Source organism: Kosakonia sp. 1610 (genome assembly GCF_050435845.1).
In the GTDB taxonomy this organism is placed as follows: domain Bacteria; phylum Pseudomonadota; class Gammaproteobacteria; order Enterobacterales; family Enterobacteriaceae; genus Kosakonia; species Kosakonia cowanii.
Genome location: NZ_JBNDKZ010000001.1, coordinates 1,058,276 through 1,082,447, shown reverse-complemented (window position 1 = coordinate 1,082,447; position 24,172 = coordinate 1,058,276). Strand labels below are relative to the sequence as shown.

23 protein-coding genes and 1 other annotated feature are annotated in these 24,172 nt (G+C 56.3%); of the genes, 12 read left to right on the top strand and 11 right to left on the bottom strand.

The features are described from left to right. Nucleotides 1-3: 3 nt before the first annotated feature. The 5 genes from acnA to topA form a co-directional block, all read right to left on the bottom strand. A complete protein-coding gene (acnA, locus tag ABIC80_RS05245; protein WP_429175853.1) occupies nt 4-2,679 on the bottom strand; it encodes an aconitate hydratase AcnA in 2,676 nt (891 codons plus the stop codon). Between the two features lie 183 nt (nt 2,680-2,862). Beyond that, entirely contained in the window at nt 2,863-2,961 is a 99-nt protein-coding gene (gene ymiC / locus ABIC80_RS05240) for a small membrane protein YmiC (RefSeq protein WP_225975715.1), read from the bottom strand. Nucleotides 2,962-3,270: 309 nt separating this feature from the next. Then, the gene (locus ABIC80_RS05235; protein ID WP_076769923.1) at nt 3,271-3,432 is read right to left on the bottom strand and encodes a YmiA family putative membrane protein; all 162 of its coding nucleotides are present in this window, start codon (nt 3,430-3,432) and stop codon (nt 3,271-3,273) included. A gap of 315 nt (nt 3,433-3,747) precedes the next feature. Continuing rightward, nucleotides 3,748-4,722, bottom strand: a complete 975-nt coding sequence (gene cysB / locus ABIC80_RS05230) for an HTH-type transcriptional regulator CysB (RefSeq protein ID WP_023478728.1) — start codon at nt 4,720-4,722, stop codon at nt 3,748-3,750. A 179-nt stretch (nt 4,723-4,901) separates the two neighbouring features. Next, complete coding sequence (topA, locus tag ABIC80_RS05225; RefSeq protein ID WP_429175852.1) at nt 4,902-7,499, bottom strand: type I DNA topoisomerase; 2,598 nt, start codon at nt 7,497-7,499, stop codon at nt 4,902-4,904. A 393-nt stretch (nt 7,500-7,892) separates the two neighbouring features. On the opposite strand from topA, the gene ABIC80_RS05220 reads away from it, so the two are divergent. Then, nucleotides 7,893-8,144, top strand: a complete 252-nt coding sequence (locus ABIC80_RS05220; RefSeq protein WP_023478774.1) for a YciN family protein — start codon at nt 7,893-7,895, stop codon at nt 8,142-8,144. A 34-nt stretch (nt 8,145-8,178) separates the two neighbouring features. On the opposite strand, the gene sohB is transcribed toward ABIC80_RS05220, so the two are convergent. Continuing rightward, nucleotides 8,179-9,225, bottom strand: a complete 1,047-nt coding sequence (gene sohB / locus ABIC80_RS05215; protein WP_200133616.1) for a protease SohB — start codon at nt 9,223-9,225, stop codon at nt 8,179-8,181. A gap of 226 nt (nt 9,226-9,451) precedes the next feature. On the opposite strand from sohB, the gene ABIC80_RS05210 reads away from it, so the two are divergent. Together ABIC80_RS05210 and cobO are read left to right on the top strand one after the other, a co-directional pair. After that, the gene (locus tag ABIC80_RS05210) at nt 9,452-10,207 is read left to right on the top strand and encodes a YciK family oxidoreductase (protein ID WP_429175850.1); all 756 of its coding nucleotides are present in this window, start codon (nt 9,452-9,454) and stop codon (nt 10,205-10,207) included. Beyond that, complete coding sequence (gene cobO / locus ABIC80_RS05205; RefSeq protein WP_429175848.1) at nt 10,204-10,794, top strand: cob(I)yrinic acid a,c-diamide adenosyltransferase; 591 nt, start codon at nt 10,204-10,206, stop codon at nt 10,792-10,794. The genes ABIC80_RS05210 and cobO overlap by 4 nt, the downstream gene beginning before the upstream one ends. Before the next feature lie 32 nt (nt 10,795-10,826). Here the strand turns inward: cobO and rluB are convergent, their stop codons facing one another. The 3 genes from rluB to rnm form a co-directional block, all read right to left on the bottom strand. Beyond that, entirely contained in the window at nt 10,827-11,723 is an 897-nt protein-coding gene (rluB, locus tag ABIC80_RS05200) for a 23S rRNA pseudouridine(2605) synthase RluB (protein WP_054803447.1), read from the bottom strand. A gap of 98 nt (nt 11,724-11,821) precedes the next feature. Further along, nucleotides 11,822-12,442 (bottom strand): L-threonylcarbamoyladenylate synthase, encoded by a 621-nt coding sequence (locus ABIC80_RS05195; RefSeq protein ID WP_429175846.1) that lies wholly within the window; start codon nt 12,440-12,442, stop codon nt 11,822-11,824. Next, the gene (rnm, locus tag ABIC80_RS05190) at nt 12,439-13,320 is read right to left on the bottom strand and encodes an RNase RNM (protein WP_094419784.1); all 882 of its coding nucleotides are present in this window, start codon (nt 13,318-13,320) and stop codon (nt 12,439-12,441) included. The genes ABIC80_RS05195 and rnm overlap by 4 nt, the downstream gene beginning before the upstream one ends. 160 nt (nt 13,321-13,480) lie before the next feature. After that, nucleotides 13,481-13,576 (top strand) — a sequence feature (Trp leader region). Nucleotides 13,577-13,595: 19 nt separating this feature from the next. Between rnm and ABIC80_RS05185 the strand changes: the two genes are divergently transcribed. The 5 genes from ABIC80_RS05185 to trpA are packed head-to-tail and all read left to right on the top strand — an operon-like array spanning nt 13,596 to nt 20,127. Next, a complete protein-coding gene (locus ABIC80_RS05185; protein ID WP_429175845.1) occupies nt 13,596-15,158 on the top strand; it encodes an anthranilate synthase component 1 in 1,563 nt (520 codons plus the stop codon). Beyond that, nucleotides 15,158-16,753 (top strand): bifunctional anthranilate synthase glutamate amidotransferase component TrpG/anthranilate phosphoribosyltransferase TrpD, encoded by a 1,596-nt coding sequence (gene trpD, locus ABIC80_RS05180; RefSeq protein WP_429175843.1) that lies wholly within the window; start codon nt 15,158-15,160, stop codon nt 16,751-16,753. The genes ABIC80_RS05185 and trpD overlap by 1 nt, the downstream gene beginning before the upstream one ends. Before the next feature lie 3 nt (nt 16,754-16,756). Then, nucleotides 16,757-18,115 (top strand): bifunctional indole-3-glycerol-phosphate synthase TrpC/phosphoribosylanthranilate isomerase TrpF, encoded by a 1,359-nt coding sequence (gene trpCF, locus ABIC80_RS05175; protein WP_429175842.1) that lies wholly within the window; start codon nt 16,757-16,759, stop codon nt 18,113-18,115. A 9-nt stretch (nt 18,116-18,124) separates the two neighbouring features. Continuing rightward, nucleotides 18,125-19,318 (top strand): tryptophan synthase subunit beta, encoded by a 1,194-nt coding sequence (trpB, locus tag ABIC80_RS05170; protein ID WP_023478707.1) that lies wholly within the window; start codon nt 18,125-18,127, stop codon nt 19,316-19,318. Beyond that, nucleotides 19,318-20,127, top strand: a complete 810-nt coding sequence (gene trpA, locus ABIC80_RS05165; protein ID WP_429175840.1) for a tryptophan synthase subunit alpha — start codon at nt 19,318-19,320, stop codon at nt 20,125-20,127. The genes trpB and trpA overlap by 1 nt, the downstream gene beginning before the upstream one ends. Nucleotides 20,128-20,178: 51 nt before the next feature. Here the strand turns inward: trpA and ompW are convergent, their stop codons facing one another. Continuing rightward, the gene (gene ompW, locus ABIC80_RS05160; RefSeq protein WP_429175839.1) at nt 20,179-20,814 is read right to left on the bottom strand and encodes an outer membrane protein OmpW; all 636 of its coding nucleotides are present in this window, start codon (nt 20,812-20,814) and stop codon (nt 20,179-20,181) included. Nucleotides 20,815-21,092: 278 nt separating this feature from the next. On the opposite strand from ompW, the gene ABIC80_RS05155 reads away from it, so the two are divergent. From ABIC80_RS05155 to yciA, 4 genes are all read left to right on the top strand, one after another. Next, a complete protein-coding gene (locus ABIC80_RS05155) occupies nt 21,093-21,497 on the top strand; it encodes a YkgJ family cysteine cluster protein (protein WP_042711854.1) in 405 nt (134 codons plus the stop codon). Between the two features lie 24 nt (nt 21,498-21,521). After that, a complete protein-coding gene (locus tag ABIC80_RS05150; RefSeq protein WP_200133624.1) occupies nt 21,522-22,265 on the top strand; it encodes a YciC family protein in 744 nt (247 codons plus the stop codon). Nucleotides 22,266-22,311: 46 nt separating this feature from the next. After that, nucleotides 22,312-22,854, top strand: coding sequence for a septation protein A (locus ABIC80_RS05145; protein WP_023478762.1), 543 nt, complete (start codon nt 22,312-22,314; stop codon nt 22,852-22,854). Between the two features lie 99 nt (nt 22,855-22,953). Continuing rightward, complete coding sequence (gene yciA, locus ABIC80_RS05140; RefSeq protein ID WP_429175837.1) at nt 22,954-23,355, top strand: acyl-CoA thioester hydrolase YciA; 402 nt, start codon at nt 22,954-22,956, stop codon at nt 23,353-23,355. A 28-nt stretch (nt 23,356-23,383) separates the two neighbouring features. On the opposite strand, the gene tonB is transcribed toward yciA, so the two are convergent. Continuing rightward, nucleotides 23,384-24,115 carry a TonB system transport protein TonB gene (gene tonB, locus ABIC80_RS05135; RefSeq protein ID WP_167552481.1) on the bottom strand — a complete coding sequence of 244 codons (732 nt, stop codon included), beginning with the start codon at nt 24,113-24,115 and terminating at the stop codon, nt 23,384-23,386. Between the last annotated feature and the right edge of the window lie 57 nt (nt 24,116-24,172).

Sequence of the window (24,172 nt, the reverse complement as noted above, 5' to 3'; positions counted from 1 at the left end):
TGTTTAGTTGAGCATATTGCGGATCACATAGTGCAGGATGCCGTCGTTACGGTAGTAGGTAAGCTCTGTCGAGGTATCAATACGGCAACGACACGGAATCACCTCTTGCGTGCCATCGGCGTGCGTTAAAGTCACCGGCAGTTCGCCACCCGGTTTGATATTTTGCAGATCGGCAATATCGAGCCGCTCCTCCCCGGTCAGGCCCAGCGTCTTACGTGTGACGCCCTGCGGGAACTCCAGCGGCAGGATCCCCATGCCAATCAGGTTCGAGCGGTGAATACGTTCGAAGGATTCGGCAATCACCACACGAATGCCAAGCAGACGCGGACCTTTCGCAGCCCAGTCACGGCTTGAGCCGGAGCCATACTCTTTCCCGGCGATCACCGCCAGCGGCGTGCCCTCTTGCTGATAACGCATCGCCGCATCATAGATGGAGATCACTTCACTGCCCGGCAGATGGCGCGTCATTCCGCCCTCAACGCCCGGGACCATCTCATTGCGAATGCGGATATTGGCAAAGGTGCCGCGCATCATCACTTCATGGTTACCGCGACGTGAACCGTAGGAGTTAAAATCGCCCCGCTCCACGCCATGGCTTTGCAGATAGCGCCCCGCCGGGCTGTCCGCTTTAATACTCCCCGCCGGTGAGATATGGTCAGTAGTCACAGAATCGCCCAGCATCGCGAGGATGCGTGCACCGTGGATATCCTCAACCGGTTTCGGCTCGGCTAGCATCTCGTCAAAGAAGGGCGAGAGACGGATATAGGTGGAATCATCCTGCCAGCTGTAGGTGTCGGAGCGTTCAACCTCGATCGATTTCCACTCGTCGGTGCCTTCAAACACCTCTGCATACTCTTTGCGGAACATATCGGTTGATACCTGCGCAACCGCGCGCGCAATCTCGGCGCTCGATGGCCAGATATCTTTCAGGTAGACCGGATCGCCTTTGCGATCGACCCCAAGCGGATCGGTGGCAAGGTTGATATTCATATTCCCGGCCAGCGCATAGGCGACAACCAGCGGCGGCGAAGCCAGCCAGTTGGTTTTCACCAGCGGGTGAATACGGCCTTCAAAGTTACGGTTACCCGACAGCACCGCGCCAACGGTCAAATCGCCTTCGCGAATCGCCTGCTCGATAGGTTCCGGCAGCGGGCCGGAGTTACCGATACAGGTTGTGCAGCCGTAGCCGACAAGGTTAAAGCCCAATTCATCGAGGTATGGCGTCAAACGCGCCTGCGCGAGATAGTCGGAGACCACTTTCGATCCCGGTGCCAGCGAGGCTTTCACCCACGGCTGACGTTTCAGCCCGAGTGTGACCGCGTTCTTCGCCAGCAGGCCGGCAGCCATCAATACGCTGGGGTTAGAGGTGTTGGTACAGGAGGTGATCGCTGCAATAACTACCGCACCATCCGGCAGCTCATACTGATGGCCTTTGTGAACATAGCCGACCGGTTTGCGATCTTTCTGCGCGGTGTTGAGTTCCAGCTCGGTGCTGGCGGCGAAGGCTTTCGGCACTTCATTAAGGGTTACGCGATCCTGCGGACGCTTCGGTCCGGCGATGCTCGCCTCGACCTCGCCCATATCGAGCGCCAGCGTGCTGGTGAAAACCGGCTCATCGCCCGGATTACGCCACATTCCCTGCGCTTTCGCATAGGCTTCGACCAGTGCGACCTGCTCTTCGCTACGCCCGCTCAACTGCATGTAGCCGAGCGTGACGCTGTCAATCGGGAAGAAGCCGCAGGTTGCGCCATATTCTGGTGCCATATTGGCGATGGTTGCGCGGTCGGCCAGCGGCAGCGAGTCCAGCCCGTCGCCGTAAAATTCGACAAACTTCCCGACCACGCCATGTTTACGCAACATTTGCGTCACGGTCAGCACGAGATCCGTCGCGGTAATGCCCTCACCCAACTTGCCGGTGAGTTTAAAACCAACCACATCGGGAATCAGCATTGATACGGGTTGACCGAGCATAGCGGCTTCGGCCTCAATCCCGCCCACGCCCCAGCCCAGCACGCCGAGCCCATTGATCATGGTGGTGTGCGAGTCGGTACCTACCAGCGTGTCCGGATAGGCGATCCACTCTTTATCCTGCAACTCGCTCCAGACCGCTTTGCCCAGATACTCCAGGTTGACCTGGTGGCAAATACCGGTGCCCGGTGGCACAACGCTGAAGCGGCTAAAGGCTTGCTGGCCCCAGCGTAAGAAGGCATAACGCTCGTGGTTGCGCTCCATCTCCAGGCGGACGTTCTCTTCAAACGCGTCGTCATCACCGAAGTGGTCCACGGTGACGGAGTGGTCAATTACCAGATCGACCGGTGAGAGCGGGTTCACTTTGGCGGTATCGCCGCCGAGGCGTTTAACCGCTTCGCGCATGGCGGCGAGGTCAACAACGGCCGGGACGCCGGTAAAATCCTGCATCAACACCCTGGCCGGACGATAGGCGATCTCCCGGTCGGCATGGGCATTTTTAAGCCAGCCGGCCAGCGCCTGGATATCCTCTTCGGTGACGGATTCACCATCCTGCCAGCGCAGCAGGTTCTCAAGTAACACTTTCAGGGACTTGGGTAAGCGCGAAATATCCCCAAGTTGTTTCGCAGCCAGCGGCAAGCTGTAGTAGTGGTACGTTTTGTTCTCTGCCTGCAACGTGTCCTTACTGGCTTCGCGTAGGGTCGACGACATGTGCTCCTCCTTTATTACAGGGATAGCTTTACCCTGATGCTTATCAGGGTCTGTATTAAAGATAACACAAACATATCGTAACGTTTTGATAACACCCTAAATTGCTACAAAAGGGAAAATCTAACGGGCGGGGATAAGGTGCGGATAATAAAAAACCCCGCCGATGCGAGGTTTTTCAATTCGTTACTGCAGGGCCAGCCAGACCAGCTCACCCCAGATGAGGGCGGAAACCGAGAACGCTGTAAGCCATGACCAATATTTCATACCAAGGTTATTAATCATAAAAATTTACCTCGTGAATCTATTCATCGAAACTGAGTTTTTACTCAATTCATTTATGCTGCGTATTAATTAAAGAGTACAAAAGAGCACGTCAATGAATAGCGGGTTAATTCCCCACATTGATCTTGCTGGTATATTTATTGTTTTTTAATGTCGTCTTCAGCAAAGGCGTCAATAAACGCTTTCTGCTGCGGCGTCAGCTTCCAGGACGCCGGGAGAACGGTCACCGCTTTGTTTTTTGCTTTTGGTGGCGTGTCACGAAGCTGACACACTCGCTTAACGGGTTCGTATCGACCTGCTATCGCCATTTTACCCCCAAAATTTCCAGACCAGTAACGCAACCACTGCCCAGAACAAGGCAGAGCCAAGAAATACCGCTAGCCAGGCTTTACGCTTCAGCTCAGGGTCCCTTTGCGGCTCTTCACTTCCTGTTGGCATTGCTAACCTCGTACAATCGACATCGCTTATCATTCTGTGCACCAACAATCGGTATTAGTAATCATGGGATGAGACAAATCCTAAAAGAACTTTAGCGGAAAATCCAGTGAATTTACTCACCATTTCCAAAGAAATATTAAATCTTTTGACAACAAAGAAATAATTGAAGTAATGAATTTGCAGAGTTGCTATTTAGTTTCTATGTTTGTCGCAAAATAGAGACAGTGCGGATTTGAAATGTGACGTCAATCACTCTGCGGAGGGATTTTATCAGAGTTGATGATAATTCTAATTTAGGTTTAGGCGGCATTATGGGTATCTTTTCGGGTGATAAGATACCCGTCGGTATTATTTCTGCGGCAGCTTAATATCTTTAAACATCGCTTCGATATCGTCATTCGATCGCAACGCTACGGCGGCATCGACCACATCGCGCGTTAAATGCGGCGCAAAGCGTTGAATAAAATCATACATATAGCTTCGCAGGAAGGTGCTGCGACGGAAGCCTATCTTGGTTGTGCTGTGGCTAAAGACGCCATCGGCATCGAGTTTCACCAGATCCGGGTCCGAGACGGGATCAACCGCCATGCTGGCAATCACCCCTACCCCTAAACCGAGGCGGACATAGGTTTTAATCACGTCGGCATCTGTCGCGGTAAAGACGATACGCGGCGTTAACCCGGCGCGATTAAAGGCGGTATCGAGCTCTGAGCGGCCAGTGAAACCAAATGTATAGGTAACCAGCGGATACTGCGCCAGCTCTTCAATCGACACGGACTGCTTCGCCGCCAGCGGATGATCCGGCGTCACCACAATCGAGCGGTTCCAGTGGTAGCACGGCAGCATCACCAGGTCGTCATAGAGATGCAGCGCCTCGGTGGCGATGGCAAAGTCAGCATTGCCTTTGGAGACCGCCTCAGCGATTTGCGTGGGCGATCCCTGATGCATATGCAACGAGACGCGCGGATAGCGCTCAATAAAGCCTTTAATCACATTTGGCAGCGCATAGCGCGCCTGGGTATGGGTGGTCGCGACGTAGAGTGAGCCCTTATCAGGCCAGGTGTGTTCCCCAGCCACCGATTTAATGGCCTCAACTTTGGACAACACTTCCCGTGCGATGCGGATAATCTCCTGCCCGGCTGGCGTCACCTGCGTAAGATGCTTTCCGCTACGGGCGAAGATTTGAATACCGAGTTCATCCTCAAGCATCCGCACCTGTTTGCTGATGCCAGGCTGGGAGGTATAGAGGCCTTCGGCCGTAGAGGAGACGTTGAGGTTGTGGTTGACCACCTCAACAATATAGCGAAGCTGCTGTAGTTTCATGACAGACCATCCGAATGAGGCAAGCGATGAGCGCTTAAGACGATTTGATAATAAAAAAGAGAAAAACTATAACCACTATATCATTTATAGCTTCTGTGTATAGCGAGGAACTAAGAATAATAATAGATAATAAAAAGGGCCGGATTATCCGGCCCTTCTCGATAGGTGCTTGATAGCGATTACTTTTTCGCTTCAGTCCATTTGTTGTCGATATAGAAAGCGGACCAGCCGGTGGCTTTACCCTCTTTCTCAGAGGCGACGTACTGCTGCTTGGTTTTACGGCTAAAACGCACGATGGTTTTATTGCCGTTCGGATCTTCCTGCGGCGCATCGGCGAGATAGCGCAGCTTCTCCGGCAGGCGATCGCGGAAGCGATAGAGCTCTTCCACCAGCGGCGCACGGGTCTCGCGCGATTTCGGGAAGGTGTTGGCCGCGAGGAAGACACCTGCCGCACCGTCACGCAGCACGAAATAGGCGTCTGATTTCTCGCACTGCAGCTCAGGCAGCGGCACCGGATCTTCTTTCGGCGGCGCGACTTCACCATTGCGCAGGATCTTACGCGTATTTTTGCAATCGTCGTTGGTACAGGCCATGTATTTGCCGAAACGTCCCATCTTCAGGTGCATTTCAGAACCACACTTTTCACACTCAACGATCGGACCATCATAGCCCTTGATGCGGAACTCGCCCTCTTCAATCTCGTAGCCGTCGCAGGTCGGGTTATTACCGCAGACATGCAGCTTGCGCTTCGGATCGATCAGGTAGCTGTCCATCGCCGTGCCGCACTTCTGGCAGCGACGTTTGGCACGCAGCGCGTTGGTTTCGGCGTCGTCGCCTTCCAGCACGTTGAGCACTTCATTTTCCGGGATCAGGTTGATGGTGGTTTTACAGCGCTCTTTCGGCGGCAGTGCATAACCCGAACAGCCCAGGAAGACGCCGGTGCTGGCGGTACGAATACCCATCTTGCGCCCGCAGGTCGGGCAGTCGATGCTGGTCAGCACCATCTGGTTCGGGCGCATGCCGCCCTCTTCCGGATCCTGTTCAGCCTGCTCCAGCTGACGTGAGAAATCGCCAAAGAAGCTGTCCAGCACACTGCGCCATTCAGCTTCGTGATTGGCGACGCGGTCGAGGCTATCTTCCATCTGCGCGGTGAAGTCGTAGTTCATCAACTCGCGGAAGTTCTCTTCCAGACGATCGGTGACGATTTCACCCATTTTTTCCGCGTAGAAGCGGCGGTTTTCAACGCGTACATAGCCGCGATCCTGAATGGTCGAGATGATCGAGGCATAGGTAGACGGACGGCCGATACCGCGTTTTTCCAGCTCTTTCACCAGTGACGCTTCGCTGAAGCGCGCAGGTGGTTTAGTAAAGTGCTGGGCTGGTGTCAGTTCAACCAGCGTCAGCTCATCACCTTTATTGACCGCCGGCAGGGTGCGATCTTCATCGCCCTTACGCAGCGCAGGCATCACTTTCGTCCAGCCGTCGAAACGCAGGATACGTCCGCGCGCTTTCAGGCGGAAATCGCCCGCGCCGACGGTGAGCGTGGTGGAGTCATATTTCGCCGGTGTCATCTGACAGGCAACGAACTGGCGCCAGATCAGCTGATAGAGCTTCTGCGCGTCCGCTTCCATATCTTTTAACGATTCAGCCAGTACACTCACATCGGAAGGACGAATCGCTTCGTGCGCCTCCTGCGAGTTCTCTTTGCTGGCGTACTGGTTGGCGTTTTCTGGCAGGTATTTATTACCAAAATTATCGCCGATATAGCTGCGCACCATGCTGACCGCGTCCTGGCTCAGGTTGGTGGAGTCGGTACGCATATAGGTGATGTAACCCGCTTCATACAAGCGCTGGGCCATCATCATGGTTTTCTTCACGCCGTAGCCAAGACGCGTACTGGCGGCCTGTTGCAGCGTAGAGGTGATAAACGGCGCGCCAGGCTTGCTGCTGGTCGGCTTATCTTCGCGATCGATAACGGTATAGCGCGCTTTTTCCAGCAGGCTGACCGCCGCCATTGTCTGCTCACGGTTAACCGGACGGAAGGCTTTATCGCCTTCGTGGGTCACCTGCAGCGGCAGAGTATCGCCGCCTGGCGTGGTCGTTGCGGCGTCAATTTCCCAGAACTCTTCCGGGACAAACGCTTTGATTTCGCGTTCGCGCTCTACCACCAGGCGGACGGCGACGGACTGTACACGACCGGCGGACAAACCACGCGCGATCTTTTTCCACAGCAGCGGCGAGACCATATAACCCACTACGCGGTCCATAAAGCGGCGCGCCTGTTGGGCATTCACACGGTCGATATTCAGTTCGCCAGGCGTTTCGAAGGCCTGACGAATCGCATTCTTGGTAATTTCGTTAAACACGACACGGCTGTAGCGTGTCTCATCGCCACCGATCACTTCCCGCAGGTGCCATGCAATGGCTTCCCCTTCGCGGTCAAGGTCGGTTGCGAGATAGATGTGGTCAGCTTTTTCAGCGAGGGATTTCAGCTCGGAAACCACCTTCTCTTTACCGGGCAGCACTTCATAATGCGCGTCCCAGTTGTGCCACGGGTCAATGCCCATGCGGTTTACAAGCGCGCCCCGCTCATCCTTTTTAGGCTTTTTAGCCGGCTTGGTGGCGGTGGAGTCGGCGCTCTTTTTAGGTGCTGAGCCGCTGGTCGGCAAATCACGGATATGCCCTACGCTGGATTTCACCACGTAGTCATTGCCGAGATATTTATTGATCGTTTTGGCTTTTGCCGGGGACTCAACGATAACGAGAGCTTTACCCATATTCACCTTTACCTATTGTATTCTTCCGGAAATGCGTCGCATGTTGCGTCACATCCACTGATAAACAGTCACTATTGCGGCGGAGCCAGGGGATATCAACCCTTTGACGTTGCCGGTCACGCGAATAGAGGCATTCAGGTGACTGAGATTTCAGGCTTTTTCATATCAGCGTGGTATAGCAAGACGATAATCCGGTCGAATGTCAAGCAATTCTGTTGCCAGATTGACGAAAGGGTCACACTGTACCTGATAAAATTTGTTAAGCAACTTTATTAGCATGCAAAAACGCATCGCGCCAGGTTAACGAGACCGTAAGCCCCTCACAAAACAAGGGAAAATTTGCCCCTCATCGCGGCTAGCAGTAAACTCCGACAAAAAATGAGGAGAATGAAAATGAGCGAGACATCTCAGCCTATCGATCGTCAGTCCCTGCTTGAGCTGGCAAATCAGCTAATTCGCGATCATGACGACACGCTGGCGGGCATTGAAGCCACCGGTGTGACGCAGCGCAACGGCGTGCTGGTGTTCAGCGGAGAGTACTACCTGGATGAGCAAGGGTTGCCAACGGGGAAAAGTACGGCGGTATTCAATATGTTCAAATATTTAGCCCATGAACTTTCTGAAAAGTACCACCTGATCGATTAAAGAAGAACGCGAGGCCTGAGCCTCGCGTTTTTGTTTACATCATCGGTTTTTGCCCGCGCTGCCACCAGCGCATCAACAGATGATCTACGCTTTCTGTTGCGCTACCGGTAAAGCGCTCCAGCAACTTTTTGCGCTGCTGGTAACGCACGCCAATCGCTTCATGCTCCTGAATCAGCCCCAGTAACAGCTCATCGCTGGTGCCGACCTCATCCACCAGCCCTTTCTCCAGCGCCTGGCTACCGTACCAGTGCTCGCCGGTCGCCACCTGCTCGATATCAAGCTGCGGCCGCATCTGGCTGACAAACTCTTTGAAGAGATCGTGCGTCTCATTAAGGTTCTCACGAAACTTCTGCCGTCCCTCTTCCGTATTCTCACCCAGCAGCGTCAACGTGCGCTTATACTGCCCGGCGGTGTGCAGTTCGATATCAATATCTTTGCTTTTCAGGAAACGGTTGAAGTTGGGAACCTGCGCCACCACGCCAATGGAGCCAATGATGGAGAACGGCGCGGCGACAATTTTATCCGCCACGCAGGCCATCATATACCCGCCGCTAGCGGCGACTTTATCCACGGCAACGGTGAGTGGGATCTGCTTATCACGCAGGCGTTGCAGCTGGGAAGCCGCCAGACCGTATCCGTGAACCACGCCGCCCGGGCTTTCAAGACGCAGCAGCACCTGATCGTTCGGCGTTGCGACGCTCAGCACGGCAGTTACCTCTTCACGCAGGCCGTGCACTTCGCCGGCATCCATGCTGCCTTTAAAGTCGAGCACATAAACGCGCGGTTTAACCGGATCTTTTGACACGCCCGCCTTCGCCTGTGCTTTTGCCGCCTTCGCATCTGCCTTCAGCTTTTTCTTCTGCGCTTTATGCCACTGCTTCTGCTGGTGAGCATCCATCAGGCCAACGGACATCTCCTCCTGCATCTCTTTATAGTGCTCGTTAAAGCGGGTGATCTTCAGCTCGCCGCGCTGACGTTTGCGCTGGCGCAAATTGATGATAAGCGTCATAACGATCGCCACCGCAACCACCACGGTGGCGACTTTGGCTAAAAACAGACCATATTCAGAGAGTAATTCCATGCATACCACCTCGGTGACTTCACTCAATAATCGGCTCAGTGTACATGAGCGCTGCGGGCGCGTCTCGCGCCAGGCGTGCGCCCGCGTCGCCATGTTGCTGAATTTTTTAGCACTCCTTAAGGTAAAGGGTGTGTAACTCTCCCCTTCACCGATTGAAATAGCCGGACGTTTAAGGCATAAAGCCAACACGTGAAGGTGATTACAGGCTGCGGCCTGAGGAGACAGAGTGCACTATCAGCCCAAACGTGACCTGCTAAACGGTCGCATCATTCTTGTCACCGGTGCCAGCGACGGTATTGGAAAAGAGGCGGCGTTAACCTACGCCCGCCACGGCGCCAGGCTGATTCTGCTGGGTCGTAATGAAGAGAAACTGCGCCACGTCGCGCAGCAGGTGAAAGACGAGGGCCAGGCCGCACAGTGGTTTATCCTCGATATGGCAACCTGCACCCCCGAAGCGTGCCAACAGCTCGCCAGCGATATCGCCACCTCCACACCCCATCTGGATGGCGTGCTGCATAACGCTGGCCTGCTCGGCGATATCTGCCCGATGAGCGAGCAGGATCCGGGTGTCTGGAACGAAGTGATGCAGGTTAACGTAAATGCGACGTTCTACCTTACCCAGGCACTGCTTCCTTTATTACTCAAATCAGATTGCGGCTCGCTGGTCTTTACCTCCTCCAGCGTCGGTCGCCAGGGACGTGCCAACTGGGGCGCCTATGCGACCTCGAAATTTGCCACCGAAGGGATGATGCAGGTGCTGGCGGAAGAGTACCAGAACCGGCTGCGCGTCAACTGCATCAACCCCGGAGGAACACGCACCAGTATGCGCGCCAGCGCTTTCCCGACGGAAGATCCGCAGAAGCTTAAAACCCCTGCCGACATCATGCCGCTCTACTTGTGGCTGATGGGCGATGACAGCCGCCGCAAAACCGGCATGACGTTTGATGCGCAACCCGGGCGCAAACCGGGGATCGCCCAATGAGTGATGAACGTTATCAGCAGCGTCAGCAGAAGGTAAAAGAGCGCGTTGACGCACGGGTTGCCGCCGCCCAGGATGAGCGTGGAATTGTGATTGTCTTCACCGGCAACGGCAAAGGCAAAACCACGGCGGCCTTCGGCACCGCCACGCGCGCCGTCGGGCATGGCAAAAAGGTGGGCGTAATTCAGTTTATCAAGGGCACCTGGCCAAACGGTGAGCGTAACCTGCTCGAACCGCTGGGCGTCGAATTTCAGGTGATGGCCACCGGCTTTACCTGGGACACACAAAACCGCGAAAGCGATACCGCCGCCTGCCTTGAAGCATGGCAGCACGCCGAGCGAATGCTGGCCGACCCGGCGCTGGATATGGTGCTGCTGGATGAGTTGACCTACATGGCGGCGTACGACTATTTGCCGCTGGAAAAGGTGTTAACCGCCCTGCAAAACCGGCCGCCGATGCAGACGGTGATTATTACCGGACGCGGCTGCCATCGCGATATTCTCGAGGCGGCGGATACGGTGAGTGAGTTAAGACCGGTGAAGCATGCGTTTGAGGCGGGAATAAAAGCGCAGATCGGCATCGATTATTAGCGATAAAAAAAGGGGCTTGCGCCCCTTTTTCATTAATCGTTTTTAGTGCGTCCGCCACCCGGGCGGCGATTACCACCGGCAGGCTTACCGCCAGTCGGCTGAGCGTGGCGCTTCACGGCGCGACGGATCTGATTCGCTTTCATGCGACGGCGATCTTTCTCCACCGCGACTTTTGATTGCGTCTCAGCATCCAGCCCGACCAGCTCGCGCAGGTAGTTGGTCTGCGCCAGATCCAGCTCGGTCCAGCCGCCGCGCGGCAGCCCTTTCGGCAACGGAATATCGCCGTAGCGTACGCGGATAAGACGGCTTACCTGCACACCGACCGCTTCCCACAGGCGACGCACTTCGCGGTTGCGCCCTTCGGTCAGCGTAACGTTGTACCACTGGTTAATACCTTCACCGCCGCTGAACTTGATGGTCTTAAACGCTGCCGGACCATCCTCCAGCTGCACACCGCGCGACAAATCGCGCAGCTTCGCGTCATCCACTTCGCCAAACACGCGCACGGCGTATTCGCGCTCGACTTCGCGGCTCGGGTGCATCAGGCGGTTCGCCAGCTCACCGTCGGTGGTGAAAAGCAGCAGACCGCAGGTGTTGACGTCCAGACGACCGACGGCAATCCAGCGCGCACCGCGCAGTTTCGGCAGACGATCAAACACCGTCGGGCGCCCTTCCGGATCGTTACGGGTGCAGAGCTCGCCTTCCGGTTTGTAATAAGCCAGCACGCGGCAGATCTGTTCGACGGACTCTTTCACCGAAATGAGGTGACCATCGATACGGATTTTCAGCCCCGGCGTGACCTCGACGCGGTCGCCCAGCGTGGCGATTTTGCCATCAACGCTGACGCGGCCTGCCTGGATAATAGTTTCGATTTCACGGCGGGAGCCGTGGCCGGCCCGCGCCAGCACTTTCTGTAGTTTCTCGCTCATCGAGCATCCTTTATGTCGCCTTCACAGGCGTCGAATAGGGTCATCAGCCCGGCTTAAGCCGCGTCTGAAATGGCCGCGTAGTATAGCGACTTGCGCCGCTATAAGAAAGGCCTAACGTCACCGACGCCTTCACGGATCACCACCGGCGCAGCGTCGGTCAGATCGACCACCGTCGTCGGCTGCTGGCCGAGATAGCCGCCGTGAATTACCAGATCCACCAGCTTCTCCAGGCGATCTTTAATTTCATCGGGATCCGACTCGGTAAACTCGCTACCCGGCAGCATCAGTGACGTCGAGAGCATCGGCTCATTGAGCGTCTCCAGCAGCGCCAGCGCAATCGGGTTCGACGGCACGCGCAGGCCGATGGTTTTACGCTTCTCCTGCAACAGACGACGTGGCACCTCTTTCGTCCCTTTCAGGATGAAGGTGTAGTTGCCCGGGGTGTTGTTTTTGATCAGGCGAAACGCCACGTTATCGACGAACGCGTAGGTGGAGAGTTCGGAAAGATCGCGGCACATCAGCGTAAAGTTGTGGCCGTCTGGCAGGTGACGGATGCGGCAAATACGCTCCATCGCCCCTTTATCTTCAAGCTTGCAGCCCAGCGCGTAGCCGGAATCGGTGGGATAGACGATAACGCCGCCTTTGCGCACGATATCGACGGCCTGGTTGATTAAACGCGGCTGCGGATTTTCTGGATGAATATAAAAAAACTGACTCATACAACCCTCTCTGTGTTGTTCTGCGGCTGCTCCCATGCCGACCAGACGCCATCGACGCCCGCCGGAAGCCAAAGTTTGCGTCCCAGTTCGATCCAGGGACAGGGCTGATGGAAATCAGACCCCTGCGACCCTAACAGACCGAACTGACGGGCATACTCCGCCAGCTGGGTTCGCTCATTGGGAGCCTGCTGGCATTGGGCAACTTCCATCGCCTCACCGCCGCATTGAGCAAAATGCGCCAGCAGTCTTTTAAGCCATTTGGCAGAAAGATTATAACGCCCCGGATGGGCCATTACCGCCGTTCCACCAGAATGATGAATCACATCAATGGCTTGTTCTATTGTACACCACTGAGGCGGAACGTAACCCGTTTTGCCACGGGCGAGATACTTTTTGAAAACATCGGCCATATTGCCCGCTTTGCCCTGCTCGACCAGGAAGCGCGCGAAATGGCCGCGCGTCACATTCGCCCCCTGCGCCAGGCGCATCGCCCCTTCCAGCGCGCCGGGAATATGCGCTTTCTCCAGTCGCTCAGCGATAAGCTTTGCGCGCTCAGTGCGGCGCTGTGATTGCTGCTCAAGAAAATCACGCATTGCCGGGTGGTCAATATCAATATTCAGCCCAACAATGTGGATCTCGTGGTTTTCCCAAAGCGTTGAGATCTCCACCCCGCTAATTAAATTGAGATCCAGCCCGGCGCGGGCGATCTCAGCGCGGGCGGCAGGAATGGCGTCCGTGGTGTCGTGATCGGTGATCGCCAGCGTACCGATGCGCATTTCAACCGCGCGGTGCACCAGCGCCTCGGGAGAAAGCAGGCCATCAGAGGCGAGCGTGTGGCTGTGAAGATCGTAAATAATGGCGTAATTCGTGTCGCTCAAAGCGGCTCCGCTAATTCATCAAACTGCAATTTGTGACCTATCATAACGGGTAGCACACATTTTCTGAATTCATGGTTGACTTTCTTTTCATGAACCAGTTAACTAGTACGCAAGTTCACTCGACAACGGTATCGCAAAAATGAATGCACATCTCTTTAACAATCGCTGGTGGCGCACTCCCTGTTAAGGGCTTTGTGATCACGTGCGCATTCAGCATACCGATACCAGGCCCGCTTTTTTCAGCGGGCTTTTTTTTGAACAAATTAATGAGAGCGATGCAGATGCAAAAACTAGCACTCGACCTTCTGACCACCCAGGCGCGTTACCATAACAACCCGACGGCGCTGTTCCACCAGCTGTGCGACGCCCGTCCTGCAACACTGCTGCTTGAATCTGCCGATATCGACAGCAAAGACGATCTCAAAAGCCTGCTGCTGGTCGACAGCGCGCTGCGCATTACCGCCTTAGGTGACACCGTCACCTTAACCGCACTGACCGCTAACGGTGCCGCCCTGCTGACACTGCTCGATAATGTGCTGCCTTCAGGTGTCGAAAACCACGTGCTGGAAAACGGTCGCGAACTGCGCTTCCCGGCGGTCAGCCAGTTGCTGGATGAAGATGCCCGTCTCTGCTCGCTCTCGGTGTTTGATGCGTTTCGTCTGCTACAAGGGCTGGTTGAACTGCCGGCTGATGAGCGGGAAGCGATGTTTTTCGGTGGCCTGTTTGCCTATGACCTGGTCGCGGGTTTTGAAGATCTGCCGGAGCTGAAGCACGACCGCAACTGCCCGGACTACTGCTTCTATCTCGCTGAAACCTTACTGGTGATCGACCACCAGAAAAAAGAGACGCGCATTCAGGCGAGCCTCTTCACCCCGTCTGCGAATGAAAAAGATCGCCTGCTGCAACGCGTTGAGACGCTGCGCCAGCAACTGGATGCGCCGGTCACGCCGCTGCCGGTGGAAAACGTTGAACATATGCAGTGCGACTGCAACCAGAGCGATGACGCGTACGGTGATGTGGTGCGCAAAATGCAAAAAGCGATTCGCGCCGGTGAAATTTTCCAGGTCGTACCGTCGCGCCGCTTCACCTTGCCCTGCCCGTCGCCGCTCGCCGCGTATGAAGTGCTGAAAAAGAGCAACCCCAGCCCCTACATGTTCTTTATGCAGGATGCGGATTTCACGCTGTTCGGCGCCTCGCCGGAGAGCTCGCTGAAGTATGACGCCAGCAACCGCCAGATTGAGATCTACCCGATTGCCGGGACGCGCCCGCGCGGGCGTCGTGCCGATGGTTCACTGGATCGCGATCTCGACAGCCGCATTGAGCTTGAAATGCGTACCGACCACAAAGAGCTCTCTGAACACTTGATGCTGGTTGACCTGGCGCGTAACGACCTGGCACGTATCTGTACGCCAGGCAGCCGTTACGTGGCGGATCTGACGAAAGTCGATCGTTACTCCTATGTGATGCACCTGGTCTCCCGCGTGGTGGGCGAACTGCGTCACGATCTCGATGTGCTGCACGCCTATCGCGCCTGCATGAATATGGGCACCCTCAGCGGCGCGCCGAAAGTACGCGCTATGCAGCTGATTGCCGAAGCCGAAGGCACGCGCCGCGGCAGCTACGGCGGTGCGGTGGGTTACTTCACCGCCCACGGCGATCTTGATACCTGCATCGTCATCCGCTCCGCGTGGGTTGAGGATGGTATTGCCACCGTTCAGGCCGGCGCAGGCGTAGTGCTGGATTCCGTTCCGCAGTCTGAAGCCGATGAAACCCGTAACAAAGCCCGCGCGGTTCTGCGCGCTATTGCCACCGCCCACCACGCACAGGAGATTTTCTGATGGCTGACATTCTGCTGCTCGATAATATCGACTCCTTTACTTACAACCTGGCGGATCAGCTGCGCGCAAGCGGACACAACGTGGTGATTTACCGTAACCATGTTCCGGCCCAAACCTTAATTGACCGCCTGGCGACTATGCAAAACCCGGTGCTGATGCTCTCACCTGGCCCGGGCGCCCCTTCTGAAGCGGGCTGCATGCCGGAACTGCTGACGCGTATGCGCGGCAAGCTGCCGATTATCGGCATCTGCCTCGGTCACCAGGCGATTGTCGAAGCTTATGGCGGTTATGTCGGCCAGGCCGGTGAGATCCTGCATGGTAAAGCCTCCAGCATTGAACATGACAGCCAGGCGATGTTCGCAGGCCTCAGCAACCCGCTGCCAGTTGCCCGCTACCACTCGCTGGTTGGCAGTAATATTCCGGCCGGGCTCACCATCAATGCCCATTTCGGTGGCATGGTGATGGCGGTGCGTCATGACGCCGATCGCGTTTGCGGCTTCCAGTTCCACCCTGAATCGATTCTCACTACCCAGGGCGCGCGCCTGCTGGAGCAGACGCTGGCATGGGCGTTGCAGAAGCTGGAGCAGGCAAACACGCTGCAACCGATCCTTGAAAAGCTCTATCAGGCTGAGACGCTGAGCCAGCAGGAGAGCCACCAGCTCTTCTCCGCAGTAGTACGCGGTGAGCTGAAGCCGGAGCAACTGGCGGCGGCGCTGGTCAGTATGAAGATCCGTGGCGAGCAGCCGCAGGAGATTGCCGGTGCGGCGACTGCTCTGTTGGAAAACGCCGCGCCCTTCCCGCGCCCGGAATATGCCTTTGCCGATATCGTTGGCACCGGCGGCGATGGCAGCAACAGTATCAATATTTCCACTGCCAGCGCCTTTGTCGCTGCCGCCTGCGGCCTGAAGGTGGCCAAGCACGGCAACCGCAGTGTCTCAAGCCGCTCAGGCTCGTCGGATCTTCTGGCGGCGTTTGGCATCAATCTGGATATGAATGCGGATAAATCCCGCACGGCGCTTGATGAGCTTGGCGTCTGCTTCCTTTTCGCACCGAAGTACCACACCGGGTTTCGCCACGCGATGCCGGTTCGCCAGCAGCTAAAAACCCGCACGCTGTTTAACGTGCTCGGGCCGCTGATTAACCCGGCGCACCCGCCGCTGGCGTTGATCGGCGTCTACAGCGCCGAGCTGGTGCTGCCGATTGCTGAAACCCTGCGCGTGCTCGGTTATCAGCGTGCGGCGGTGGTACACAGCGGCGGAATGGATGAGGTGTCGCTGCATGCGCCGACGGTGGTTGCCGAACTGCACGACGGGGAGATCAGGAGCTATCAGCTAACGGCGGCTGATTTTGGCCTGACCGCCTACCATCAGCAGGCGCTGGCGGGCGGCACGCCGGAAGAAAACCGTGACATTCTGACCCGCTTATTACAAGGTAAAGGCGAGCCTGCTCACGAGGCTGCCGTCGCCGCCAACGTCGCCATGTTGATGCGGCTGCACGGTAAAGAAGATCTGAAGGCTAACGCGCAACAGGTACTGGACGTCCTGCACAGCGGGGCCGCTTACGACAAAGTCACCGCACTTGCGGCAAGAGGGTAAACAATGCAGACCGTTTTAGCGAAAATCGTCGCCGACAAAGCTGTATGGGTTGCGGCGCGCAAGGAGCAACAACCGCTGGCCTCTTTTCAGAACGAGGTGCAGCCGAGCACACGCCACTTCTATGATGCACTGCGTGGAACACATACCGTGTTTATCCTCGAGTGCAAAAAAGCGTCGCCCTCGAAAGGGGTGATCCGCGCAGATTTCGACCCGGCGCGCATTGCGGATATCTATCAGCATCACGCCTCGGCAATCTCGGTGCTGACCGATGAGAAATATTTCCAGGGTAGCTTCGACTTCCTGCGTATCGTCAGCGAAATCGCGCCGCAGCCGGTGCTGTGCAAAGACTTTATTATTGATGCCTATCAGATTTACCTGGCGCGCTACTACCATGCCGACGCCTGCCTGTTAATGCTCTCGGTACTGGATGATGAGCAGTACCGCACGCTTTCCGCCGTGGCGCACAGCCTCAATATGGGCGTGCTGACAGAAGTGAGTAATGAAGAGGAGCTGGAGCGCGCCATCGCGCTGGGCGCCAAAGTTGTCGGCATTAATAACCGCGACCTGCGCGACCTCTCAATCGATCTCAACCGCACCCGCGAGCTGGCCCCGCGTCTTGGCGCTGGCGTAACAGTAATCAGCGAGTCCGGCATCAACACCTATGCGCAGGTGCGTGAACTGAGCCACTTTGCCAACGGTTTCCTGATTGGCTCCGCGCTGATGTCTCACGACGATCTGGATGCGGCGGTAAAACGCGTCCTGCTGGGTGAAAACAAAGTGTGCGGCTTAACCCGCGCCGAAGATGCACAGGCGGCGTATGACGCCGGAGCGCTTTATGGCGGGCTGATTTTTGTTGCCGCCTCGCCGCGCGCGGTAAACGTTGAGCAGGCAGAAAAAGTGATGCAGGGCGCGCCCCTGAGTTATGTTGGCGTGTTCCGTAATGCTCCAGCCGACGACGTTGTGGCGACCGCAGCTAAACTTAAGCTGAGTGCTGTTCAGCTGCACGGCGATGAAGATCAGGCCTACATCTCCGCCCTGCGCGCGCAGCTTGGCGAGCAGACGCAAATCTGGAAAGCCCTTAGCGTTACCACCACACTGCCGCCGCGCAACCTTGAGCACGTCGATAAATATGTGCTGGATAATGGCCAGGGCGGCACGGGCAAAAGTTTTGACTGGTCACTGCTGACCGGCGAAACGCTCGACAATGTGCTGCTGGCGGGCGGCCTGGGCGCAGATAACTGCGTACAGGCGGCGAAAGCTGGCTGTGCCGGATTAGATTTCAATTCTGGCGTAGAGTCGGAACCGGGTATTAAAGACGCCAGCAAACTGGCCTCGGTATTCCGTACGCTGCGTGCATATTAAGGAAGCAAGATGACGACACTACTGAACCCCTATTTTGGTGAATTTGGCGGCATGTACGTTCCGCAAATTCTGATGCCCGCGCTGCGCCAGCTGGAAGAGGCGTTTGTCAGCGCGCAGAGCGATGCTGCGTTCCAGCAGCAGTTTAATGACCTGCTGAAAAACTACGCCGGTCGCCCGACGGCGCTGACAAAATGTCAGAACCTGACCGCCGGCACCCGCACCACCCTTTATCTTAAGCGTGAAGATCTGCTCCACGGCGGCGCGCATAAAACCAACCAGGTGCTCGGCCAGGCGCTGCTCGCGAAACGGATGGGCAAAACCGAAATCATCGCCGAAACCGGCGCGGGACAGCATGGCGTGGCGTCTGCGCTTGCCAGCGCCCTGCTCGGTCTGAAGTGCCGCATCTATATGGGCGCAAAAGATGTGGAGCGCCAGTCGCCGAACGTCTTCCGTATGCGACTGATGGGCGCGGAAGTGATCCCGGTGCACAGCGGTTCAGCCACCCTGAAGGATGCCTGTAACGAAGCGCTGCGCGACTGGTCCGGCAGCTACGAAACCGCGCACTATATGCTCGGCACCGCAGCCGGCCCGCACCCCTTCCCGACCATTGTGCGCGAGTTCCAGCGCATGATCGGCGAAGAGACCAAAGCGCAGATCCTTGAAAGAGAGGGACGCCTGCCGGATGCGGTGATCGCCTGCGTTGGCGGCGGCTCTAACGCCATCGGTATGTTTGCCGACTTTATCGAAGAGAGCGCCGTCGGCCTGATTGGCGTGGAACCGGCGGGTCACGGCATTGAGTCTGGCGAACATGGCGCACCGCTGAAACATGGCCGCGTCGGCATCTACTTCGGCATGAAATCGCCGATGATGCAGACGGAAGATGGGCAGATTGAGGAGTCCTACTCCATCTCCGCCGGGCTCGATTTCCCGTCAGTGGGGCCACAGCACGCCCATCTCAACAGCACCGGTCGCGCTGAGTATGTCTCGATTACCGATGATGAAGCGCTGGAGGCGTTTAAAACCCTCTGTCGCCATGAAGGCATTATCCCGGCACTGGAGTCCTCCCATGCGCTGGCCCATGCGCTGAAGATGATGCGCGAGAACCCTGAGAAGGAGCAGCTGCTGGTGGTTAACCTCTCCGGGCGCGGCGACAAAGATATCTTCACCGTCCATGACATTCTGAAAGCGCGAGGCGAAATCTGATGGAACGCTATGACAACCTCTTCAAGCAGCTCAACGCGCGCCGGGAAGGTGCCTTTGTCCCGTTTGTCACCCTTGGCGATCCGGAGCCGGGCCTGTCGCTGCAAATTATCGATGCGCTGATCGAAGGCGGCGCGGATGCGCTGGAGCTGGGCATCCCCTTCTCCGATCCGCTGGCCGATGGCCCGACCATTCAGAGCGCCACGCTGCGCGCCTTCGCCGCGGGCGTTACGGTTGGTCACTGTTTTGAAATGCTGGCGGCGATCCGCCAGAAGCATCCGACCATTCCGATTGGCCTGTTGATGTATGCCAACCTGGTCTTTAGCCGCGGCGTTGATGAGTTTTACGCCCAGTGTGCCAGTGTTGGTGTCGATTCGGTGCTGGTCGCCGACGTGCCGATTGAGGAGTCCGCCCCGTTCCGCCAGGCGGCGATGCGCCATAATATCGCGCCTATCTTTATCTGCCCGCCGAATGCCGATGACGATCTGCTGCGCCAGATTGCCTCTTACGGTCGCGGGTACACCTATCTGCTGTCGCGCGCCGGCGTGACCGGTGCGGAGAACCGCGCGGCGCTGCCGCTGCATCATCTGGTAGAGAAACTGACGGAGTATCATGCGGCGCCTGCGCTACAGGGCTTTGGCATCTCGGCACCGGATCAGGTGGCTTCCGCAATTGAAGCCGGTGCCGCAGGGGCAATTTCCGGATCGGCAATTGTGAAGATTATCGAGAGCAATCTGGATAACCCGACCACGATGCTGGCCGAGCTGAAAGGGTTTGTGCAGCGCCTGAAAGCCGCCACGCTGGCGAACTAAGGGCGTAAAAAACGGAAACGGGTCTGCAAAGGCCTGTTTCCGTTATTACCATCAGAAGCGGTAACCAGCAGAGAACATAAACACCCACGGATCGAGACGGGTATGGACGTTCTGCTGTACGCCGTTGTGTTTGAAGCGCACATCGGTATCGATATCCATCCACCACACCGACATGTTGATCAGCCAGTCGCGGTTAATCAGATAATCCACGCCCGCCTGTCCCGCTACGCCCCACGAATCCTTCAGACTCAAATCAGAGAGCCCTGCCTCTTTGCCGGTGGAGTTAAATTTCTCATCGAAAAAGGTGGTGTAGTTGATACCGGCGCCAAGGTACGGGCGCACTTTGCTCTGGGCATCAAAGAAGTACCACTGTGCCATCAGTGAAGGCGGCAGATGACTTACCGTAGCCAGATCGCCGGTCGGCGCGGTACCAACGTGGTGACGAAACGGCGTTGCGGCCAGCAGTTCAATACCGACGTTGTCGGTCGCCATCCATGTCATGGTCAGGCCAAGCTGCGTATTGTTATCGACGTTGAAACTGCCCAGCGCGCCCAAAACGTTATCTGAACCTTCCGTTGGACGGACGGTGGCCGAACCGGCCCGGATGAAAAACTCGCCTGCGTCGTGCGCGTATGCTACCCCGGAAAGGGTGCTCAGGATCAGTGCTGCCACGGCTAACTTCTTCATATCCACTCCATGTTTGAGGTTTTATCGCCGCGCACTATACCTGGTATTAGGTAGGATGTGATCCAATGCAGATCACACTTAACCCTGTAATTTAACATTCATTGATCTGGGTTAATTTTTGCGTTTCGTTACACTCCTTAACTTTTGTTGTTGCATCAATTTTTGCCTTATGAAGGCAAAAAAATATTCTTTTCGCCCCCTCTTGTGCGCCCGATTGGGCAGCGATAATTTATCTGCCTGACTTTTCCTGTTGATGCGTCGTTAAGTGCAGGTGCGCTATGAGTGATCTCAACCCGTGCATGTCGTGCGGAGCCTGTTGTGCGTATTTTCGTGTCTCTTTCTACTGGGCTGAAGCGGATGATGCTGGCGGCCCGGTTCCGGTTCAGTTAACTGAACCCCTCACCCCATTTTTGCGCTGTATGAGCGGGACCAACCAAAAACAGAGCCGCTGTACGGCACTGGTCGGCACGCCGGGCGAAAACGCCACTTGCAGTATTTATGCGCAACGCCCCTCGCCGTGCCGTGAATTTCAGATGTCAGGTGAAGCGGGCCAGGTAAATGAAGCCTGCGATCGGGCGCGGGCGCGCTACGGTTTAGCGCCCCTTTACAAAGATATGCTTTTCCATACAAGCCGTGATGCTGCCACTGAGGGCCTATTCGGGGTACAATCGCCCGTCAATTAATATCGCCATACTCAAGGAGAGTGCATGTCTATCACGGCGAAATCCGTTTACCGTGACACGGGGGATTTTCTTCGTTACCAGTTCATTACAATCTTACTGATTGTGCTGTCGTGTACCGTTATCACCGCAGTCATCGGGCACGTCCTTTCACCCAGTGAAGAGCAGTTCTCCAGCGTAATGGATGCTGACAACCTGGCGGAAACAAATAACCCATTCGAGCTGGTGCAGAGTATGACGCTGGAACAGCAAAAGATGCTGTTACACACCTCGGCTGCGGCAACGGTTGCCGGATTGACGGGGTATGCACTGCTGATAGGCGCGCTGGTTGTGCTGATGCAGAGGGTGACAGCCCGGCAGCCTGTCAGCGCGTTAAGTGCAATGGGTGCCAGCGTGCCGACGGCACCGAAGCTCTTTTTACTGCTTCTGCTGACCATTTTTATCGTGCAACTCGGCATGCTGTTCCTTTACGTCCCGGGCATATTTCTGGCTATTTTCCTCGCCCTTGCGCCGATTCTGCTGGTGCATGAGAAAATGGGCGTCTTTGCCTCGATGCGTAGCAGTATGCGCTTTAGCCGGGCAAATATGCGTTTCGTCGCTCCGCCGGTAGTAGCCTGGCTTCTGACGAAATTTCTGATGCTGAGATATGGTCACCATCTCATCGCGTTTTCGCCCGAAGGCGGCGCGATAATTGCCAATGCGCTGAGTAATCTCTTCTCGGCAGTGCTACTGATTTATCTTTTCCGCCTCTATATGCTGATGCGCAAATAATTACCCCGGCCACCCGTCCGGGTGGCCCTTTTGATGGAATCGTAGAATGAAGCAGTTTCTTGATTTTCTTCCGCTGGCGCTCTTTTTTGTGGTCTACAAGATGTACGACATTTTCACCGCCACAAAGGTGCTGATTGTCGCCTCGGCCATCGTGCTGATTTACTGCTGGATCCGCTATCGCAAGGTAGAAAAAGTTGCGCTGATTACCTTTGTGCTGGTCGCCGTGTTTGGCGGGCTGACAATTAAATTCCATGACGTGGAATTTATTAAGTGGAAAGTGACGGTGATCTACGGTCTGTTTGCCACAGCGCTGCTCTTCAGCCAGTGGGTGATGAAGAAGACGCTGATCCAGCGCATGCTGGGCAAAGAGCTGACGCTGCCGGACGCCGTCTGGTCGAAGCTCAATATCGCCTGGGCACTCTTCTTTATCGTCTGCGGGCTGGCGAATATCTATATCGCGTTCTGGCTGCCGTTCGACGTGTGGGTCAATTTCAAGGTCTTTGGCCTGACGATCCTCACCCTGCTGTTCACCGTGCTGAGCGGCGTCTATATCTACCGGCACATGCCGGCGCAGGATGAGAAATCCTGATGCTGAAAGCCAGGCGCAATGCCTGGCTTTTTTCTTTCCGAACCTCCCATATTCGTAGTAGCATCCCGCCGGAAATCCCTCATCACAGAAGAGATAATAATGGCAACGCCTTCAACTGCGCCTCAGGGCGAACTTGTACTACGCACACTCGCCATGCCCGCCGATACCAACGCTAACGGCGATATTTTTGGCGGCTGGTTGATGTCGCAAATGGATATGGGCGGCGCCATTCAGGCAAAAGAGATCGCCCACGGGCGCGTGGTGACCGTGCGGGTAGACGGCATGACCTTCCTGCGCCCGGTCGCGGTTGGCGATGTGGTCTGCTGCTACGCCCGCTGCGTCAAACGTGGCAACACGTCAATTACGATTAACGTCGAAGTGTGGGTGAAAAAAGTGATGTCTGAACCGATTGGTCAGCGCTATAAAGCCACCGAAGCGCTGTTTATCTATGTCGCGGTGGACAATGAGGGCAAACCGCGCCCGCTGCCCGCACAGCCATAAAAAAAGCCTCCGCAAGGAGGCTTTTCTCTTATTCCATCGAGGTGCTGCCGTCGAGGCGGAAGACCACGTTGACGATCAGCCCCGAGCCGGGCTTACCGGCTTCATAGCGCCATTTGCGCATTGCGGCTTTCACTTCGCGCTCAAACATATTCGCTGGCTGCGCCGAGAGGATCTGCACGTTCTCTACGCGGCCATCCGCCGTCACGTCAAATTTCACTCTTACACGCCCTTCAATGCGCAGCGCCTGCGCACGCGGTGGATATTGCGGCTGGTTGCGGCTTAATGCGCGCGGGCCTGCCGGAACCGACGGTGCCGGTTTTGTCGCGGTGGAAGTCGTGGTGCTTGCCGCCGGACGTGACGGAGCGCTGTTCTCAAACGGATTTGCCTGCTGCGGCTCAACCGGCTTGCTTTCACGCTTAGGCTGCTCCACTTTTTTCACCGGCTTCGGTTTAGGCTTCGGCTTGGGTTTAGGCTTTGGCTTCTCAATCACCACCGGCGCCTCTTTAGGCGGCTCGGGGATCGGCTCTGGCTCGACGACCGGTTCGGGTTCCGGCTCAACAACCGGCTGCGGCGGTGCCGGGGCGGGAGCAGGCTCCAGCTCCGCAGGCGAGACCATAGTGACAGAGATAGGCTGCGCGGGTGCGGGCAGTTCAACAACCTGATGTACCGAGGTATAAAGCAGACCCGCCACAACAGCACCGTGAATGGCGACGGAGAGCAGCGTCGGCCAGGGAAAGCGGCGAGGTAAATCCAGGGTCATTGAAGTCATAATCATGTCAGTTAAAAAACCAGGGCTCGATTTTAAATGCAAATAGCA